This window comes from Advenella sp., from assembly GCF_052108595.1.
GTDB lineage: Bacteria > Pseudomonadota > Gammaproteobacteria > Burkholderiales > Burkholderiaceae_B > Advenella.
Genome location: NZ_JBQEAU010000099.1, coordinates 1 through 17,344, shown reverse-complemented (window position 1 = coordinate 17,344; position 17,344 = coordinate 1). Strand labels below are relative to the sequence as shown.

The 17,344-nt window shown below is 53.7% G+C and carries 16 protein-coding genes; all 16 read right to left on the bottom strand.

All coding sequences use genetic code 11. The features are described 5' to 3' along the window. Positions 1-222, bottom strand: a 222-nt coding sequence (locus ACTIKR_RS15995) for a DUF2818 family protein (protein ID WP_442328340.1), incomplete at its 3' end; no start/stop codon positions are given. Between the two features lie 14 nt (positions 223-236). Beyond that, positions 237-1,721 carry an NADH-quinone oxidoreductase subunit NuoN gene (nuoN, locus tag ACTIKR_RS15990; protein ID WP_193087260.1) on the bottom strand — a complete coding sequence of 495 codons (1,485 nt, stop codon included), beginning with the start codon at positions 1,719-1,721 and terminating at the stop codon, positions 237-239. Positions 1,722-1,730: 9 nt separating this feature from the next. Then, positions 1,731-3,212: an NADH-quinone oxidoreductase subunit M gene (locus tag ACTIKR_RS15985; protein WP_442328339.1), complete on the bottom strand. Its 1,482-nt coding sequence runs from the start codon at positions 3,210-3,212 to the stop codon at positions 1,731-1,733. A gap of 10 nt (positions 3,213-3,222) precedes the next feature. Then, complete coding sequence (gene nuoL, locus ACTIKR_RS15980; RefSeq protein ID WP_193087182.1) at positions 3,223-5,247, bottom strand: NADH-quinone oxidoreductase subunit L; 2,025 nt, start codon at positions 5,245-5,247, stop codon at positions 3,223-3,225. Positions 5,248-5,256: 9 nt separating this feature from the next. Beyond that, entirely contained in the window at positions 5,257-5,583 is a 327-nt protein-coding gene (nuoK, locus tag ACTIKR_RS15975) for an NADH-quinone oxidoreductase subunit NuoK (RefSeq protein WP_014750301.1), read from the bottom strand. After that, positions 5,580-6,218 carry an NADH-quinone oxidoreductase subunit J gene (locus ACTIKR_RS15970; protein WP_193087183.1) on the bottom strand — a complete coding sequence of 213 codons (639 nt, stop codon included), beginning with the start codon at positions 6,216-6,218 and terminating at the stop codon, positions 5,580-5,582. The genes nuoK and ACTIKR_RS15970 overlap by 4 nt, the downstream gene beginning before the upstream one ends. Positions 6,219-6,238: 20 nt before the next feature. Then, on the bottom strand, positions 6,239-6,727 hold the full coding sequence (gene nuoI, locus ACTIKR_RS15965; protein ID WP_193087184.1) for an NADH-quinone oxidoreductase subunit NuoI: 489 nt from the start codon (positions 6,725-6,727) through the stop codon (positions 6,239-6,241). A gap of 12 nt (positions 6,728-6,739) precedes the next feature. Next, positions 6,740-7,834 carry an NADH-quinone oxidoreductase subunit NuoH gene (nuoH, locus tag ACTIKR_RS15960; protein ID WP_193087185.1) on the bottom strand — a complete coding sequence of 365 codons (1,095 nt, stop codon included), beginning with the start codon at positions 7,832-7,834 and terminating at the stop codon, positions 6,740-6,742. Beyond that, a complete protein-coding gene (gene nuoG, locus ACTIKR_RS15955; RefSeq protein WP_193087186.1) occupies positions 7,834-10,173 on the bottom strand; it encodes an NADH-quinone oxidoreductase subunit NuoG in 2,340 nt (779 codons plus the stop codon). Before nuoG ends, nuoH begins: the two co-directional genes overlap by 1 nt. Before the next feature lie 8 nt (positions 10,174-10,181). Next, entirely contained in the window at positions 10,182-11,543 is a 1,362-nt protein-coding gene (nuoF, locus tag ACTIKR_RS15950; RefSeq protein ID WP_193087187.1) for an NADH-quinone oxidoreductase subunit NuoF, read from the bottom strand. Further along, entirely contained in the window at positions 11,540-12,034 is a 495-nt protein-coding gene (gene nuoE, locus ACTIKR_RS15945; RefSeq protein WP_014750296.1) for an NADH-quinone oxidoreductase subunit NuoE, read from the bottom strand. The genes nuoF and nuoE overlap by 4 nt, the downstream gene beginning before the upstream one ends. Before the next feature lie 25 nt (positions 12,035-12,059). Beyond that, on the bottom strand, positions 12,060-13,316 hold the full coding sequence (locus ACTIKR_RS15940; RefSeq protein ID WP_193087188.1) for an NADH-quinone oxidoreductase subunit D: 1,257 nt from the start codon (positions 13,314-13,316) through the stop codon (positions 12,060-12,062). A 1-nt stretch (position 13,317) separates the two neighbouring features. Further along, positions 13,318-13,932, bottom strand: a complete 615-nt coding sequence (locus ACTIKR_RS15935) for an NADH-quinone oxidoreductase subunit C (protein WP_193087189.1) — start codon at positions 13,930-13,932, stop codon at positions 13,318-13,320. 42 nt (positions 13,933-13,974) lie between these two features. Continuing rightward, complete coding sequence (locus ACTIKR_RS15930; RefSeq protein WP_193087190.1) at positions 13,975-14,463, bottom strand: NuoB/complex I 20 kDa subunit family protein; 489 nt, start codon at positions 14,461-14,463, stop codon at positions 13,975-13,977. 24 nt (positions 14,464-14,487) lie between these two features. Then, a complete protein-coding gene (locus ACTIKR_RS15925; RefSeq protein ID WP_193087191.1) occupies positions 14,488-14,847 on the bottom strand; it encodes an NADH-quinone oxidoreductase subunit A in 360 nt (119 codons plus the stop codon). A gap of 715 nt (positions 14,848-15,562) precedes the next feature. Beyond that, on the bottom strand, positions 15,563-16,762 hold the full coding sequence (locus ACTIKR_RS15920; protein WP_193087192.1) for a porin: 1,200 nt from the start codon (positions 16,760-16,762) through the stop codon (positions 15,563-15,565). Between the last annotated feature and the right edge of the window lie 582 nt (positions 16,763-17,344).

The window sequence follows — 17,344 nt, the reverse complement described above, 5'->3', positions numbered from 1 at the left end:
CATATAGGGCAGGTTTCCAGCCTGTGTGCCAAGCAGCCAGCAACCGGCGCCAAGCGCCGCATAAGATAGCAAAGCTCGCAGCGGATAGAACCAGAATGGCTTTTGCCCCTCACCCGCTTGCGACCATAGCGTAAAGACAAAGGCTCTTTCGGTCAGAAACGGTGCGATGGCAAACACAAAAGCCAGCGCTATGAAAATCCAGATCGACTCAGCAGGATACATAAATGATCAGTCCGTCAGAATTTAAGTGAAGCGTCAATGACCTGCACGCACAGGGTCATCAGGCCACCCGGCAAGATACCCAGCACAATGATCAGCAGACCATTGACGGACATCACGCCGCTGCGGAATGACCAGGCCGTATCAGGCGCCGGTACGCCTTGCACCGGTTCGTCAAAGTACACCACTTTGACAACGCGAAGATAATAGAACGCACCGATCAGCGAGCACAGGACTGCATAGATCGCCAACCACACATGTCCGGCGGACACCACTGCCTGCAAGACGACCAGCTTAGCGTGAAAGCCTACCAGTGGCGGAATACCTGCCAGCGAGAACATCAGCAACAACATGCCGAAGGCCATGAGCGGACTGCGCTGATTCAGGCCCTTGAGATCGTCGATGTTTTCGCATTCAAAACCCTGACGGCTCATCAACAGCACCAAACCGAAACTGGCCAGAGTGGTCAGCACATAAGTCACGATATAAAAGAGCGACGAAGCATAGGCACCACTCATGACCGTGCCGTTGGCGGCAACGCCCGAGAGCAGTCCCAGCAGCACAAAGCCGACGTGCGATATGGTGGAATAAGCCAGCATCCGCTTGAAGTTGGTCTGCATGATCGCCGTCAAATTACCAATGGCCAGCGACAGTACCGCCAGAATGATCAGCATGGGCTGCCAGCTTAAGGCAACACCATTGAGCCCCTCGATCAGCAGACGCAGCGTGATGGCCAGCGCGGCCAGCTTCGGTGCGGCGCCGATAGTCAGCGTAATAGCTGTGGGCGCCCCTTGATATACGTCGGGAATCCACATATGAAATGGCACGGCACCCAGTTTGAATGCCAGACCGGCAACGATAAAGACCGTACCCAGAACCAGGGTCATTTCACCCGCCTGTCCACTGCGGATGACCTGCATTACCCCGGCCAGATCCACGTGACCGGTCGCACCGTACACCATTGAAATACCGTAAAGCATGAAGCCTGAAGCCAATGCACCCAGCACAAAGTACTTCATGGCCGACTCAGTGGCAACCAATGAATCACGGCGCAGCGCAACCATCGTGTACAGAGCCAGAGACATCAGCTCCAGACCCAGATAAATAGTCAGCATGCTGCTGGCGGAAATCATCACCATCTGCCCCAACAGCGCGCAAAGCGTCAGCGGATACAGCTCTCCCGACTTGGACATGTCACGATCCACCACATACTGGCGGCTGTAGATCAGCGTGACCAGCACCGCCAGATATGACGCAATCTTCAGAAAGTGCGCCAGCGGATCGGCAACATACATGCCATAAAAGGTCGTGCCGCCAATACCGCTATTCCACTGCATCAGCGACACCACTGTCAGAATGATCAGCGCACACAGAGAGAAAACATAGGTGGTTTTGCGACTGACTTCATGACTGAGTGCATCGTAAACCAGAATGCCCATGGCCATAATCGCCAGAATGATTTCAGGCGCCGCAAGTGCAAAATTAAATTGATTTTCCATGATGACTCAGTCTTACAATTTAGAAACGGCGACGTGATCCAGCAATTGCTGGACGGACACGTGCATCACATCGGTAAACAGTTTCGGATAGATACCCATTACCAGCACGAAGATCGCCAGGATCGCCAGCAGTGCATATTCGCGGCAATTGACGTCTTTCATCTGCTTTACTGCTTCATTGGTAATATCGCCATAGGCAACGCGCTTGACCATCCACAACGAGTACGATGCACCCAGGATAAGTGCGGTTGCCGTCAACAGGCCGATCCAGAAGTTATGCTCGACTGCGCCCAGAATTACATAGAACTCACCAACGAATCCGCTGGTCGCAGGCAGACCGCTATTGGCCATCGAAAACAACACAAAGAATGTCACAAACTTGGGCATTGTGTTGATCACACCACCGTAGTCAGCAATGCGACGCGTATGCAGGCGATCATACAGTATGCCGATACACAGGAACATGGCGCCCGAAACAAAACCGTGCGAAATCATCTGAATAATCGCGCCTTCCATCCCTGCCGTATTGAACAGGAAAAAGCCCAGTGTGACAAAACCCATGTGGGCGACCGATGAATACGCCACCAGTTTTTTCATGTCGTCCTGAACGATCGCCACCAAGCCGATATAGATCACAGCAACCAGCGACAGCCCGATCATCAGGCCAGCCATGCTATGCGACGCATCCGGTGCAATGGGCAGGGAAAACCGCAAGAAGCCGTATGCGCCCAGCTTGAGCATAATCGCGGCCAGCACGATAGAACCACCGGTAGGCGCTTCCACGTGGGCATCCGGCAGCCAGGTATGCACCGGCCACATGGGCACCTTGACGGCAAAGGCTGCCAGCAATGCAAAGAAGATCAGCATTTGCGGTGTGTAGCCCAGCTTGGCCTGCTGCCAGACCAGAATGTCGAATGACCCGGTCTGCGTATACAGATAAATGAAAGCGACCAGCGTCAGCAATGAGCCAAGCAGCGTATACAGAAAGAACTTGAACGCTGCATAAACACGGTTCGGGCCGCCCCAAACGCCGATGATAATATACATCGGAATCAGTGTGGCTTCGAAGAATATATAGAACAACAGGCCGTCCAGCGCAGCAAACACCCCTACCATCAGGCCAGACAGAATCAGGAACGCGGCCATGTACTGGGCAACACGCTTGGTAATCACTTCCCAGCCAGCCAGTACGACAATCACGGTGATAAAGGACGTGAGCAGCACAAGCCACATTGAAATACCGTCCACGCCCAGATGATAGGTCGCAGAGAAGGCATCGATCCAGGGCGTTTTTTCGACAAACTGCATTTGCGCCGTCGAGCCGTCAAAACCGAAATACACCGGCAAGGTGACCAGAAAGCTGATCACGGAGCCAAAAAGTGCCAGCTTGCGTGTGAAATCGGCGCGTTCATCGCTGCCCATGATCAGAACCAGAATACCGGCAACGATCGGCACAAAAATTGCCAGGGACAGCCAGGGTAAGGTAGAAGTCATTTCGCCCATCTTAAAGTACCAGCACAAATATTGAAATGAAGGCAATTACGCCAACGATCATGGCAAATGCATAATGGTAAATATAACCAGACTGCAGATGACGGCTAAGGGCAGCCACCAGCCCGACCAGACGCGTACTGCCCGAGACCAGTCCGCCATCGATCACACCCTTGTCGCCGACGTTCCAGAACAACGTGCCCAGACCGCGGGCACCACGCGCAAAGATGTTTTCGTTGACCCAGTCTACATAGTATTTGTTTTCCAGGATCCGGTTGATGCCCGACAGCGAGCGATACACGCGTGCGGGCAGCGCCGGATTGACCAGATAGCAGTACCACGCAACTACCAGTCCGGCGATCATCAGCCAGAACGGCACCGTGACGAAAGCATGCAGGCCATATGCGACCCAGCCGTGGAATTCATGCGCCAGTTCCTGCATGGCCGGATGCACTTCGGAAACCGCAATTACGCCCTTGAAGAAATCGCCGAACAGCAGCGGATCAATCACCCAGGCGCCAATCACAATTGACGGGATCGCCAGCAATACCAGAGGCAGTGTCACAACCCATGGAGACTCGTGTGGCGTGCCGCCGTGGTGGTGGTCATCATGGCCTTGTGTATCATCTGCGGCATGATGTGCATGACCATCTGTATTGAATCGCGGCTTGCCGTGAAACACCAGGAAGTACACGCGGAAAGAGTACAGTGACGTTACGAATACGCCAATCAGCGTTGCCCAGTAGGCAAATCCGCTACCCCATACCGTTGCTGCACCGGCAGCCTCGATGATATGTTCTTTGGAGTAGAAACCGGCAAAAAATGGCGTACCGACCAATGACAAGGTACCGATCAGGAAGGTGATCCAGGTAATCGGCATGTACTTGCGCAAGCCACCCATATTACGGATGTCCTGATCATGGTGCATGCCGATAATCACGGAACCGGCGCCAAGGAACAGCAGCGCCTTGAAGAAAGCGTGTGTCATCAGATGGAAAATGGCAATCGGATAAGCCGATGCACCCAGCGCCACCGTCATATAACCCAGCTGAGACAGGGTCGAATAGGCAACCACACGTTTGATGTCGTTCTGGATGATCCCCAGAATACCCAGGAACAGCGCACCGATACTGCCGATCACAATCACAAATGAAAGCGCTGTGGGAGATAATTCGAACAGGGGCGAGAAACGCGCGACCATGAAGATACCAGCAGTCACCATCGTTGCCGCGTGAATCAGGGCAGAGATGGGTGTCGGGCCTTCCATGGAGTCGGGCAGCCAGGCATGCAGCGGCACCTGGGCCGATTTACCCATGGCACCGATAAACAGGCAGATACATGCAACGGTGATCAGATGCCAGTCGGTACCCGGAAATGCGGTAGCTGCCAGTTTGTCAGACTGGGCAAAAACATCGGTGTAGTTCAGTGAGCCGGTATAGGCAAACAGCAGCGCAATGCCCAACACAAAGCCGAAATCGCCCACGCGGTTGATCAGGAACGCCTTCATGTTGGCGAAAATCGCCGTAGGCCGCGTGTACCAGAAACCAATCAGCAGATAAGAGACCAGACCCACCGCTTCCCAGCCAAAGAACAGCTGCAGCATGTTGTTGGCCATCACCAGCATCAGCATGGAGAAGGTGAACAGCGAAATATACGAGAAGAAGCGCTGATAGCCCGGATCATCGGACATATAGCCGATGGTATAGATGTGAACCATCAGCGATACGGAAGTGACCACGACCATCATGAGCGCAGTCAGCGCATCAACCAGGAAGCCCACCTCTGCGACGCGGGTACCAATCAGGCTCCACGTATAGACCGTATCGTTATAGTAAGCGCCATTAAAGCCGACCTGATACAACACGTAGGCCGAACCAAAGAACGACACAGCCACCAGGACGATCGTGATCATGTGGGAGGCGCGGCGGCTGACCGAGCGACCGACAAAGCCGGTCCCGAAAAAACCGGTAAGGATGGCGCCCAGCAAGGGAGCCAGCGCAATGACCAGAAGCAGTGAAGATGATAAGGAGTTGTTCATTCCGGATCCTTACCCTTTCAAACGACCGATGTCGTCCACATTGATTGAATTGATTTTACGGAACAGCATCACAAGAATCGCCAGACCGATAGCCGCCTCGGCAGCAGCCACCGTAAGGATGAAAAACACGAATACCTGTCCTGCTGTATCGGGCATGCCATCGGCACCCGGCATCCAGCTGGAGAAAGCAACGAAATTGATATTGACGGCCAGCAACATAAGCTCGATCGACATCAATAGACTGATCAGATTGCGACGGTTCAGAAAAATACCAAAGACGCCCATGGCAAACATAATTGCGCCAAGGATTAAATAATGAGCGAGTGATATGGTCATTTGCCTTCCCCTGCTGGTTTCACATCCTGTGCTTCTGTTGTCGGCACTTCACTCTGCGATGGAATATTGACCATTTTCAGGCGATCGGACGCCTTTACGCGCAACTGCTGATCGGAAGTCACGTACTTGCGATTACGGCGCTCGCGCAAGGTAAGTGCAATCGCGGCGATCATGCCCACCAGCAGCGTCATTGCACCAATCTGGATCGCGTAGGAATACTGGGAATACAAGGCGATACCCAATTGGCGGGTGTTGTCGTAATCAGCCGGCATGGAGATGGACGGACCGGAACCCAGATACATATTGCCCAGTACAAAGGCAATTTCCAGGACCATGACGCCACCGACAACAAGTCCCAGCGGCAGATAGGTTTTGAAGCCGGAACGCAAATTGGCTGGCGTAATGTCGATCATCATGACGACAAACAGGAACAGCACCATCACGGCGCCAACATAAACCAGAACCAGCAGCAGTGCCAGAAATTCTGCGCCCAGCAGCATCCAAAGCATGGACGCAGTAAAAAACGTCAAAATCAGGTGCAGCACCGCCGTTACCGGGCTGGTCGCAGTAATGACCCGCGCACCTGCAATGATCAGGATAACGGCCAGAATATAAAAGAGAACAGTTGTAAACATGGTTATCTTCTCATTTGCCTTTATCGATACCGGGCATCAGCTTCGCGGCGCGCAGCGATCTCGGATTCATACTTGTCCCCTACGGCGAGCAGCATATCCTTGGTGAAGTACAGGTCGCCCCGCTTCTCACCGTGGTACTCGTGGATATGTGTTTCGACGATAGAATCGACCGGGCAGCTTTCTTCGCAAAAGCCGCAGAAAATGCACTTGGTCAGATCAACGTCATAGCGCGTGGTGCGACGGGTACCGTCATCACGTTCTTCCGACTCAATGGTGATCGCCAGGGCCGGACACACCGCTTCGCACAACTTACAGGCAATGCAACGCTCTTCCCCATTGGGATAGCGGCGCAGCGCATGCAAGCCACGGAAACGTGGCGAAGCCGGCGTCTTCTCGTGAGGGTACTGCAACGTAATCTTGCGTTTGAAGAAGTACTTGCCCGTCAGACTCATGCCTTTCAGCAATTCAGTCAATAACAGGCTGCCAAAAAAATCCTTAATTGCACTCATGTCTCTGTCAGCCTATTTCCAGATATTAAAGGGCGTCTGCATCCAGATCGCAACCACCAGCAGCCAGACCCCTGTGAGCGGAATGAATACCTTCCAGCCCAGACGCATGATTTGGTCATAACGGTAGCGGGGGAAGGAAGCGCGGAACCAGATAAACAACGACACTACGAAAAACGCTTTCAAGCCCAGCCACAACCAGCCTGGGACCCAGGTAAAGGGTACGATATCCAGCGGCGCAGACCAGCCGCCCAGAAACATCACCGCAGCGATGGCAGACAGCAGAATCATGTTGGCGTATTCAGCCAGAAAGAACAGCGCGAAACCCATGCCGGAATATTCCACCATGTGACCGGCCACGATCTCGGACTCGCCTTCGACCACATCGAACGGATGCCGATTGGTTTCCGCTACCGCAGAAATGACATAAATGACGAACAACGGAAACAGTGGCAGCCAGTTCCACGACATAAAGTTCACGCCATGCGAAGCAAACCAGCCTCGCAACTGCCCTTCGACAATGCCATTCATGTTCAACGTGCCGGATACCAGCAAAACCGTTACCAGCACAAAGCCCATGGCCAGTTCATAGGACACCATCTGCGCCGAGGCGCGCATGGCTCCAAGAAACGCGTACTTGGAATTGGATGCCCAGCCAGCGATGATTACGCCATAGACGCCAACGGATGTGATCGCCATGACATAAAGCAGGCCCGCATTGATATTGGCCAGCACCACTTCCGGACCGAAAGGGACCACTGCCCAAGCTGCCAGCGCGGGAATAAGAATAAGTACCGGTGCGATGAAATACAGCACCTTGTTCGCCTCTGCTGGCACGATGACCTCTTTGGTCAGCAGCTTGAGCACATCGGCAAACGGTTGCAACATACCACCAGGGCCCACGCGATTGGGACCACGGCGCACGTGCATATAGCCAATCATGCGACGTTCCCACAAGGTCAGGAATGCCACGCAAAGAATGATGGGCAGTGCAATGACCACGATCATGATCAGCGTCCAGATTACAAGCCACGCCACCGGGCCGACCAGATCTGTTCCCCAGACATTCACTGCCTTGACGCCGTCGGTAAACCAGGACCAGATATCCATCACAGTTTCTCCACGATTACGTTACCGAAAGCACTGCCAAGTGCGGCAGTTTGTGCAAAGCCCTGGGCAATGCGAACTGTATTGTCTGCCAGGTGGTCATCCTGCTTTACCTGGATCCGGATATCGTTTCCGTTACTGCCGCGAACCCGGACGGTGTCGCCGCTTTGTACGCCAAGGCGGGCAAGCATTGTCGCATTCAGGCTGGCTACCGGTGCTGCGCTGGCTGGCGCCAGTTGCAACGCCTCGGCACGACGCACAATGGCGTCGGTGCGATAGATCGGCAGATCGGCAACACGCTGCAGGGCGCCGTCGGCAACCGGTGCTGCTGCCGATTCAGTGGCAGTCGCTGTAACCCGGTTGGATAATTTTGCGGTAAATCCATTGAGCAGCACGCTGTCACGGACAGACTCTGATGTCTCGTCGTCGAAGTCAGCCAGCTTCAGAATGTTGCCCAGTACCCTCAGTACTTTCCAGGCCGGACGACTATGCCCCAGACCGGCAACGACCCCCTTGAAGCTTTGCGCACGCCCTTCAGCGTTCACAAAAGTCCCGGAGGTTTCGGTAAATGGCGCAACCGGCAGCATGATGCGTGCCCAATTTTCAGCGGCAGATTTATATGAGGTCAGTGCAATGGAGAACGCACCGGCCAGCATTTTTTCTGCCTTATCGCCATCATCCATGTCCAGTGCGGGCTCGGCGTGCAGAACCAGATAAGCCTTAAGCGGGTTCTGCATCATCTTGACCACATTCATTCCGTCTTCGGTAGCCACAGCGCCGGCAAGATAGCCCCCTACCGTGTTGGCGCCCGATGTCAGAAAGCCCAGTGTGCCATTGGTCTGCTGGGCGATGGCCTGTGCCTGGACAGCCAGTTGCGACGCTTGTGGTGAAGCCACAGCCATATTGCCCAGGAACACGGCGCACTTGCTGCCGCCAGCCAGAATGCCCGCGATGTCGGCAGCGGTCAAATCCTGACGGCCAGACGGTTGTGCAGCCTGCTGCGTACCCGGATCTACGGCATGACCCGCACCCGCCACCTGGGCTACAAAATTGAGCAACTGATCCGGCGCGACGGTAATCCGTTTTGCAGTCGGGATCAGCGGATCCTCGCCTGTCGTGTCGATAATAACGATCTGGGTGCCGTGTTTGGCAGCCTGACGCAAGCGCTGTGCAAACAGCGGATGGTCCTTGCGCAGCACCGAACCGATCACCAGCACGCGATCGAGTGTGTTCAGTTCGGCAATGGGCATGCCCAGCCAGGGGAAACCTTGCAGTGAATGCTCAAAGCCAGCATCGGTCTGGCGCAGACGAAAATCGATATGCTGTGAACCCAGGCCACGCGTCAGGCGAGCCAGCAACGCCAGTTCCTCGACCGTGGAGTACTCTGTGGCAAGTGCGCCGATCTGGCCATCGCCGTGCGTTTGATTGATCCGCTCCAGAACCTGGGCAGCAGCCGTCAGCGCTTCACTCCAGGAAGCCTCGCGCCATACGCCATCATCACCCTTGATCATAGGCGTTTGCAGACGGTCTTCAACGTTAAGGCCTTCGTAGGACCAGCGATCCTTGTCGCTGATCCAGCATTCATTGATATCTTCGTTTTCGAACGGCACCACGCGCATCACGCGATCACCCTTGACCTGCACCACCAGATTGGCGCCCACACTGTCGTGTGCGCTGATCGAGCGGCGACGCGCCAGCTCCCAGGTACGTGCGGTATAGCGAAACGGCTTGGAGGTAAGCGCACCGACCGGACACAGATCAATCATATTGCCGGACAATTCGGATTCGATTGCATTGCCGACAAAGGTCTGGATTTCCGCATGTTCGCCGCGATTGAGCATGCCCAATTCCATGACGCCAGCCACTTCCTGGCCGAACCGGACACACCGGGTACAGTGAATACAACGGGTCATCTCTTCGGCGGACACCAGCGGACCAACATCCTTGTGAAAGACCACCCGTTTTTCTTCACGGTAGCGTGATTCGTCACTGCCGTAGCCCACGGCCAGATCCTGCAGCTGACATTCGCCGCCCTGGTCACAGATTGGGCAATCGAGCGGATGGTTGATCAGCAGAAATTCCATGACGCTTTTCTGCGCAGCAACCGCCTTGGCCGAGCAGGTGTGTACTATCATGCCCTGCGTAACAGGGGTTGCACATGCCGGCAGCGCCTTGGGCGCTTTTTCGACTTCTACCAGACACATACGACAGTTGGCCGCAATGGACAGCTTCTTGTGATAACAGAAATGCGGAACGTACAGGCCCAGTTCGCTGGCGGCATGCATAACCATGCTGCCTTCGGGCACTGATACGGGTTTTCCGTCTATGGTAAGTTCAACCATGCTTTGACCTACAGATATTGAGGAACCACACATTGCTTATGCTCAATGTGGTATGCGAATTCATCGCGATAATGCTTCAAAAACCCGCGGACCGGCATTGCCGCCGCGTCGCCCAGCGCACAGATGGTGCGGCCCATGATATTGCCTGCAATGGTATCGAGCAGGTCCAGATCTTCCTGGCGACCCTGCCCGTGTTCAATGCGGTTGACCATGCGATAGAGCCAGCCGGTTCCTTCCCGGCAAGGCGTACACTGCCCGCAGCTTTCTTCAAAATAAAAATACGACAGGCGCAACAATGACTTGACCATGCAGCGGGTTTCGTCCATGACGATGACCGCGCCGGAACCCAGCATCGAGCCGGCCTTGGCGATGGCATCGTAGTCCATGGTGGTGTTCATCATGATGTCGGCTGGCAGTACGGGCGCACTGGAGCCGCCCGGAATGACCGCCTTTAGCTTGCGTCCATCACGCATGCCACCGGCCAGCTCCAGTAATTTGGAAAAAGGCGTGCCCAGCGGAATCTCGTAGTTACCTGGACGTTCAACGTCGCCGGTAATGGAAAACAGTTTGGTTCCGCCGTTATTGGGCAGGCCGATGTCCAGGTATTGCTGGCCACTGTTGCGGATGATCCAGGGAACCGCCGCAAAGGTTTCGGTATTGTTGATGGTCGTAGGCTTGCCGTACAGGCCAAAGCTGGCCGGAAATGGCGGCTTGAAGCGCGGTTGCCCTTTCTTGCCTTCAAGGGACTCGAGCAATGCCGTTTCCTCACCGCAAATATACGCACCGTAACCATGGTGGGCATGCAGTTGGAAAGAAAATTCGGAACCCAGGATCTTGTCGCCGAGAAAGCCCGCAGCACGTGCTTCTTCGAGCGCTTGCTCAAAACGTTCGTACACCTCGAAGATTTCACCGTGGATGTAGTTGTAGCCCACCGTGATACCCATGGCATAAGCGGCAATAGCCATGCCCTCGATGACGATATGCGGATTGGAACGCAGGATATCGCGATCCTTGAACGTTCCCGGTTCGCCTTCGTCGGAATTGCAGACCAGATATTTCTGTCCAGGGAAATTGCGGGGCATGAAGCTCCACTTCAGACCCGTCGGAAATCCGGCACCGCCGCGACCACGCAACCCCGAGGCCTTGACTTCGGCAATGACCTCTTCCTGGGTCATGCCGGTCGTCAGGATCTTGCGCAATGCTTCGTAGCCGCCACGCTTGACATAATCTTCAAGACGCCAGTTCTCGCCATTGAGATCGGCCATAATCTGCGGCTGAATATGACGCCCGTGCAACGCCATGGAAGCGTTCAGGTCACCGGCAGGATTGGCATTGAGCCCCTGCGAATATTTGCTCAGAATCACACTCATGCGGCATCTCCCTGTTGGGCAAGCTCGGCCAGCATGGCATCGATTTTTTCGGTCGACATACGCACACACATATGGTGGTTGTTCACAATAAGAACGGGCGAATCGCCGCAAGCGCCCATGCACTCGCCTTCCTGCAGGGTGAACAGGCCGTCGCTTGTGGTTTCACCCAGCTCGATACCCAGTTTCTGCTTCAGATAGTCGGCGGTTTTCTCTCCGTCACGCAAGGCACAGGGCAGATTGGTGCAGACACTGATCTTGAACCGGCCCACGGGCTTGGTGTTGAACATGTTGTAAAAGGTGGCAACCTCCTGGACCGCGATCGGCTCGACGCCGATATAGCGTGCCACATCGGCAATGATTTCTGCCGATACCCAGCCTTTTTCCACCTGCGCGATGCGCAGGGCCGACATAATGGCGGACTGACGCTGGTCGGCCGGATATTTGGCCAGCTCTTTGTCTATCCTTGTATACGCCTGTTGAGAAAGCAACATTTTTTAATCCAGTAATCCGCTGTGATCAGCGGTCAATTTCACCAAACACGATATCCTGAGTGCCGATAATCGTGACAGCATCGGCCAGCATATGGCCGCGGGACATTTCGTCCAGTGATTGCAGGTGTACAAAGCCCGGTGGACGGATCTTCAGGCGATACGGTTTGTTCGCGCCGTCTGACACCAGGTAAATACCGAACTCTCCTTTCGGATGTTCGACTGCAGAATACACTTCACCTGCAGGTACCGGAAAACCTTCGGTAAACAGTTTGAAGTGGTGGATCAGCTCTTCCATATTGGACTTCATGCTGGTCCGCTTCGGCGGGGTAATTTTGTGGTTATCATTGATAACCGGACCGGGATTGTTGCGCAGCCAGTGCACGCATTGCGAAATAATGCGGTTACTTTCCCGCATCTCGGCAATCCGCACCAGATAACGGTCATAGCAGTCGCCATTGGTTCCTATCGGAATGTCAAATTCCAGGCGATCATACACTTCATAGGGCTGCATGCGACGCAGGTCCCAGCTTATGCCAGAGCCGCGCAGCATCGGACCGGTAAAGCCCAAGGCCATGGCGCGATCGGGATCAACCACCCCGATGCCGACCAGACGCTGTTTCCAGATACGATTATCGGTGAGCAGTGTTTCATACTCATCGACGCATTTGGGAAACCTCTCGGTAAATGCTTCAATGAAATCGAGCAGCGAGCCGTCACGGTTCTCATTGAACTGCTTGATTTCGCGCTTGCTGCGATATTTTGAATCCATCTTGTGCTGCGGCATGCTATCGGGCAGATCGCGATACACGCCACCAGGGCGATAGTAGGCAGCATGCATGCGTGCACCCGAGACGGCCTCGTAGCAATCCATGAGATCTTCACGTTCACGGAAGGCATAAAGCATGGCGGCCATGGCGCCCACGTCGAGCCCGTGCGTACCGACACTCATGAGGTGGTTCAGCAGGCGGGTGATTTCATCGAACATGACGCGGATGTATTGGGCGCGCAACGGCACTTCAATACCCAGCAGTTTTTCGATGGCCATGACGTAGGCATGCTCGTTGCACATCATGGAAACGTAATCGAGACGATCCATGTAAGGCAGAGCCTGCAGATAGGTTTTATGTTCGGCCAGTTTTTCGGTGGCACGATGCAGCAGACCGATATGGGGGTCGGCGCGCTGGATGACCTCGCCGCTCAACTCCAGGATAAGACGCAGCACGCCGTGCGCAGCTGGGTGCTGGGGACCGAAGTTAAGCGTGTAGTTCTTGATTTCTGCCATATTAACGTCCTACTCCGTAGCCTTCCTCGCGGATCACGCGTGGGGTAATTTCGCGCGGCTCGATGGTTACGGGCTGATAAATCACGCGCTGGGAAGCTTCGTCGTAACGCATTTCCACATAACCGGACAGTGGAAAATCCTTGCGGAACGGGTGCCCAATAAAGCCATAGTCAGTCAGGATACGACGCAGATCGGGGTGACCTTCAAAGACAATACCGTAAAGGTCGAATGCTTCACGCTCAAACCAGTTGACCGCGGGCCACACATCGATCAGCGAAGCCACTACCGGAAAATCATCGTTCGGCACCCAGGTGCGGACCCGCAGGCGCCAGTTATGCGTCAGTGACAGCAGTTGCACGGCAACCGCGAAGCGGGATGGAAACGTGCGCGTAGCATGCGCGCCGGGTTGGCCATAGGTCAGATAATCCACCCCGCACAAGTCGATACAGGACTCAAAGCGGAAAGCGGCGTCATCACGTAGAAACCGACAGGTCTCTATCCATTTTTCGGCTGGAATTTCCAGGTTAAGCTCGCCATAGGCGCTGGTCAGGACGAACGACTCTTTGTCGCCGAACTGTGCGCGCAGGGCTTGTTCCAAGGTTTCTAAACGGGTCATAACATTGACGCTTTTACAATAAGAGGTGCGGCCGTCGGCCGGTTACGCTTCGCGTACGATGGTATTGGTACGACGAATCTTGTTCTGCAACTGCAGCAGGCCGTATACCAGGGCCTCTGCAGTGGGCGGACAGCCCGGCACGTAAATATCGACCGGGACGATGCGATCACAGCCGCGCACAACGGAATACGAATAATGGTAATACCCACCACCGTTGGCACAGGAGCCCATGGAGACCACCCAGCGAGGTTCCGCCATCTGGTCATAAACCTTGCGCAGCGGCGGCGCCATTTTGTTGCACAGTGTACCGGCAACAATCATCACGTCGGACTGTCGGGGGCTGGGTCGAAAAATAATACCAAACTGGTCAAGGTCATAGCGGGACGCGCCTGCATGCATCATCTCGACCGCACAACAAGCCAGACCGAAGGTGACTGGCCACATGGAGCCGGTTTTCACCCAGTTAAGCACGGCATCGGTCGACGTAACCAGAAAGCCCTGCTTGTTCAAAACGTTTTGTTCAGAAGACATAGTGACATACACTCCAGGGACAGGTTAATCCCAGTCCAGTGCACCCTTTTTCCATTCATAAATAAACCCGACAGTAAGCACTGTCAGGAACACGATGACCGTCCAGAATCCGACCAGACCGACCTGCCCGTTGGCAATGGCCCAGGGGAACAGGAAAGCGATTTCCAGGTCAAACAGAATAAACAGGATAGCCACCAGATAATAGCGGACATCAAAACGCATACGCGCGTCTTCGAAAGCTTCGAAACCACACTCGTAAGGGGAATCTTTTTCGGCACCGGGCTGACGCGGTCCTAGGAACGATCCCATTGCCAGTAATGCGACACCAATGATGCCTGCAACCAGAATAAAAAGGAGGACCGGGAAGTATTCAGCGATAGACATAATACGCCGCCACAAAGGTTGAATATGAAAATTTATAAACTTTTAGATTGTATCATTTCACAAACATCCGCGTGCAGATTCATCTGGTAATAAACAGATAATTGGGCACTTTGGGGCACCTTGATACAACATTTTTCAGGGCAACTGAATCACAGCTTAACAGATTGATCTTTCAACCAAAATTGCTGGCACCAAGATCAAAAAAACCCCAGATACAATGATGCCAGACCGACCTCGGACATCAGATCACTCTCACGCCTCTCACCCCTGCGCCCGCCCGCTTGCTACTCGCGCGGCAAATCATGCAAAACCACTGAGTCGAGCCGCAACCCTCCCAAAACATAACGTTCCCTCGGCGCCCCCCCCCCTCAGTGTAACCCCCACCTTCGATCTCTCCACAATCAGGCGCAACGCAAGCCACGCATGCGCCTCGCCTTGCCAATCACGACAGCTAATCAAATGCCGGCGGGACCCCAGTGCCAATATGGCTAGAAGACAGGGAACACAAGAACGGATAGCAAAAAACCAGAAAAGACTCGCCATGACAATGCTTGCGCACAGCGCAATAGCACAGACAGACGGGAGCGTAAACCGGGCCGCGCAATAGACAACAACAGTCCACCCGCTGACCACGCTTACAGCCGGCCCAAAAAAAACCACCCCGAAGGGTGGTTTTTTTATGCTCTATGAAAACATCGCTAAGCGATGCATTTCATTAGAAGCGGTGTTGCATACCTACACCAACCAGAGTTGATTTCAGTTTAACGTTTTCAGCGTTGTCAAACTTCAGTTTGCCAGTACCGTAAGATGCGATTGCATACAGGCTGGTACGTTTAGACAGGTTGTGTACATAACCCAGGCTGAAGATGTGCAGTTTGCCTTTCACACCGTCAAATGCTTCGCCAGTGTTTTTGGAAGTGTTGCCTTGGTAAGAGAACAGTGCTTTACCATCATCACCAACTGGAGCAGTCAGACCAGCCATCCAAGACTGTTGACGGTAGCCGTTAGTTTGTGTGTAGTCCAACATGTCGTTAGCACGCATACCGGAAGTGAAACCAGCCAAGGCGCCATTCAGACCAACACTAGTTGCTCCAGCATTTTGAACTTCATCGTTAGCCACAGAACCACGGATCTGACCGTAGCCCAGGTGCAGTTTAACAACTTCGAAGTCGTAGGCGCCAAACAGGTTCCACATGTGTGTAGTACCTTTGAAGTCACCCGCTGTACCGCGTACGTCTGTACGGAAGCGGTCATAAGAAGCGGCTACAGAGATCGGGCCGTTGTAGTATGCCAGACCAGCAGTGATCCAGTTAGAAGTATCGCGTTCTTCTTCCTCGATACCGAAGCCGTTATCGGATTCAGTTTTTGTGTTTTTACCAGCATAACCGATCGCAGCTTTGAAACCTGCGAAATCAGGCGTCATGTACTTGATGGAATTATCCATACGGGCAGATGGTGAAGAACCGAAAGCGCCGTCAACAATACCAGCTTGGAAGAAGCTTGTACCGAATGGATCAATTGGAGAGATGAAATCATCAGCAACGTTGTACTGACGACCCAGAGTCAATGTACCCCAGCTGTCACCAGTCAGACCAACGATTGCTTTACGGCCGAACAGACGACCACCTTGTGAAGAGTGACCGTTACCCAGATCAAAGCCGCTTTCCAGTTGGAAAATGGCGCTAGTACCGTTACCCAGATCTTCAGTACCTTTCAGGCCCCAACGGTTGCCGTTTTTAACGCCGTTAATCAGACCGATATCGCGTGTTTTTGTGAAAGCATCACCCCGAGTGACTTTGGTTTGTTGGTAACCAACACCAGCGTCAACCAGACCATAAAGCGTTACAGAAGTTTCTGCGTGAGCTACACCAGCGAAGCCGGTAACCAGAGCTGCAGCAAGCAAAGTCTTTTTCATTTGTTAAATCTCCGTAGATTTTGAGTGATCAGAGCAGCGATCAAGACGTTATGTTCTACCGCTCTATAAAACTCCGCGAAGGGAAGTTGTAGTTATTGCACCAAATTTTGGCCCGTCTGGCTACCTTGATCTGCATCAAGAACCGTTTTTTTTGCTTTTTTGTAGGTTGCATGCAACAAAACCACAAATTAAACGGCAAACAACGACTGGAAAATCAAAAGAAAGTCGCGTTTAAGCTAGAAATTACTTTAACTTGGCTAATCTCAAGGAAATCAGGTACCTACAGCCTTGCTGAGTTTCTACCAGGTGACAATTAAGCGATCGCGTAGCGAAAACTCCACAGTCATACTCAGGTTAACAGATCCACCAGACAATGCGTTGCAAATTTAATACATTTTGTTGTATTTTTGCCAATCCAAGCCTTTCTACGCACTATCGCAGCCATTTCCCGCTCAGGTCCGCACCCTTTCCGCGCCATCGCACAACGATTACGCCACGACCGAGCCACGGCAGGCGGGAACTCCGGCGCGAACAACGCGGCTCACATAATAGTATAGTAAGCAGCTCATATCCAACACTCCA

Excerpts from the sequence above, each read along its gene's own strand:
- ACTIKR_RS15985 (WP_442328339.1), bottom strand. The coding sequence starts at position 3,212 with ATGACTTCTACCTTACCCTGGCTGTCCCTGGCAATTTTTGTGCCGATC.
- nuoL (WP_193087182.1), bottom strand. The coding sequence starts at position 5,247 with ATGAACAACTCCTTATCATCTTCACTGCTTCTGGTCATTGCGCTGGCT.
- nuoK (WP_014750301.1), bottom strand. The coding sequence starts at position 5,583 with ATGACCATATCACTCGCTCATTATTTAATCCTTGGCGCAATTATGTTT.
- ACTIKR_RS15970 (WP_193087183.1), bottom strand. The coding sequence starts at position 6,218 with ATGTTTACAACTGTTCTCTTTTATATTCTGGCCGTTATCCTGATCATT.
- nuoI (WP_193087184.1), bottom strand. The coding sequence starts at position 6,727 with ATGAGTGCAATTAAGGATTTTTTTGGCAGCCTGTTATTGACTGAATTG.
- nuoH (WP_193087185.1), bottom strand. The coding sequence starts at position 7,834 with ATGGATATCTGGTCCTGGTTTACCGACGGCGTCAAGGCAGTGAATGTC.
- nuoG (WP_193087186.1), bottom strand. The coding sequence starts at position 10,173 with ATGGTTGAACTTACCATAGACGGAAAACCCGTATCAGTGCCCGAAGGC.
- nuoF (WP_193087187.1), bottom strand. The coding sequence starts at position 11,543 with ATGAGTGTGATTCTGAGCAAATATTCGCAGGGGCTCAATGCCAATCCT.
- nuoE (WP_014750296.1), bottom strand. The coding sequence starts at position 12,034 with ATGTTGCTTTCTCAACAGGCGTATACAAGGATAGACAAAGAGCTGGCC.
- ACTIKR_RS15940 (WP_193087188.1), bottom strand. The coding sequence starts at position 13,316 with ATGGCAGAAATCAAGAACTACACGCTTAACTTCGGTCCCCAGCACCCA.
- ACTIKR_RS15935 (WP_193087189.1), bottom strand. The coding sequence starts at position 13,932 with ATGACCCGTTTAGAAACCTTGGAACAAGCCCTGCGCGCACAGTTCGGC.
- ACTIKR_RS15930 (WP_193087190.1), bottom strand. The coding sequence starts at position 14,463 with ATGTCTTCTGAACAAAACGTTTTGAACAAGCAGGGCTTTCTGGTTACG.
- ACTIKR_RS15925 (WP_193087191.1), bottom strand. The coding sequence starts at position 14,847 with ATGTCTATCGCTGAATACTTCCCGGTCCTCCTTTTTATTCTGGTTGCA.
- ACTIKR_RS15920 (WP_193087192.1), bottom strand. The coding sequence starts at position 16,762 with ATGAAAAAGACTTTGCTTGCTGCAGCTCTGGTTACCGGCTTCGCTGGT.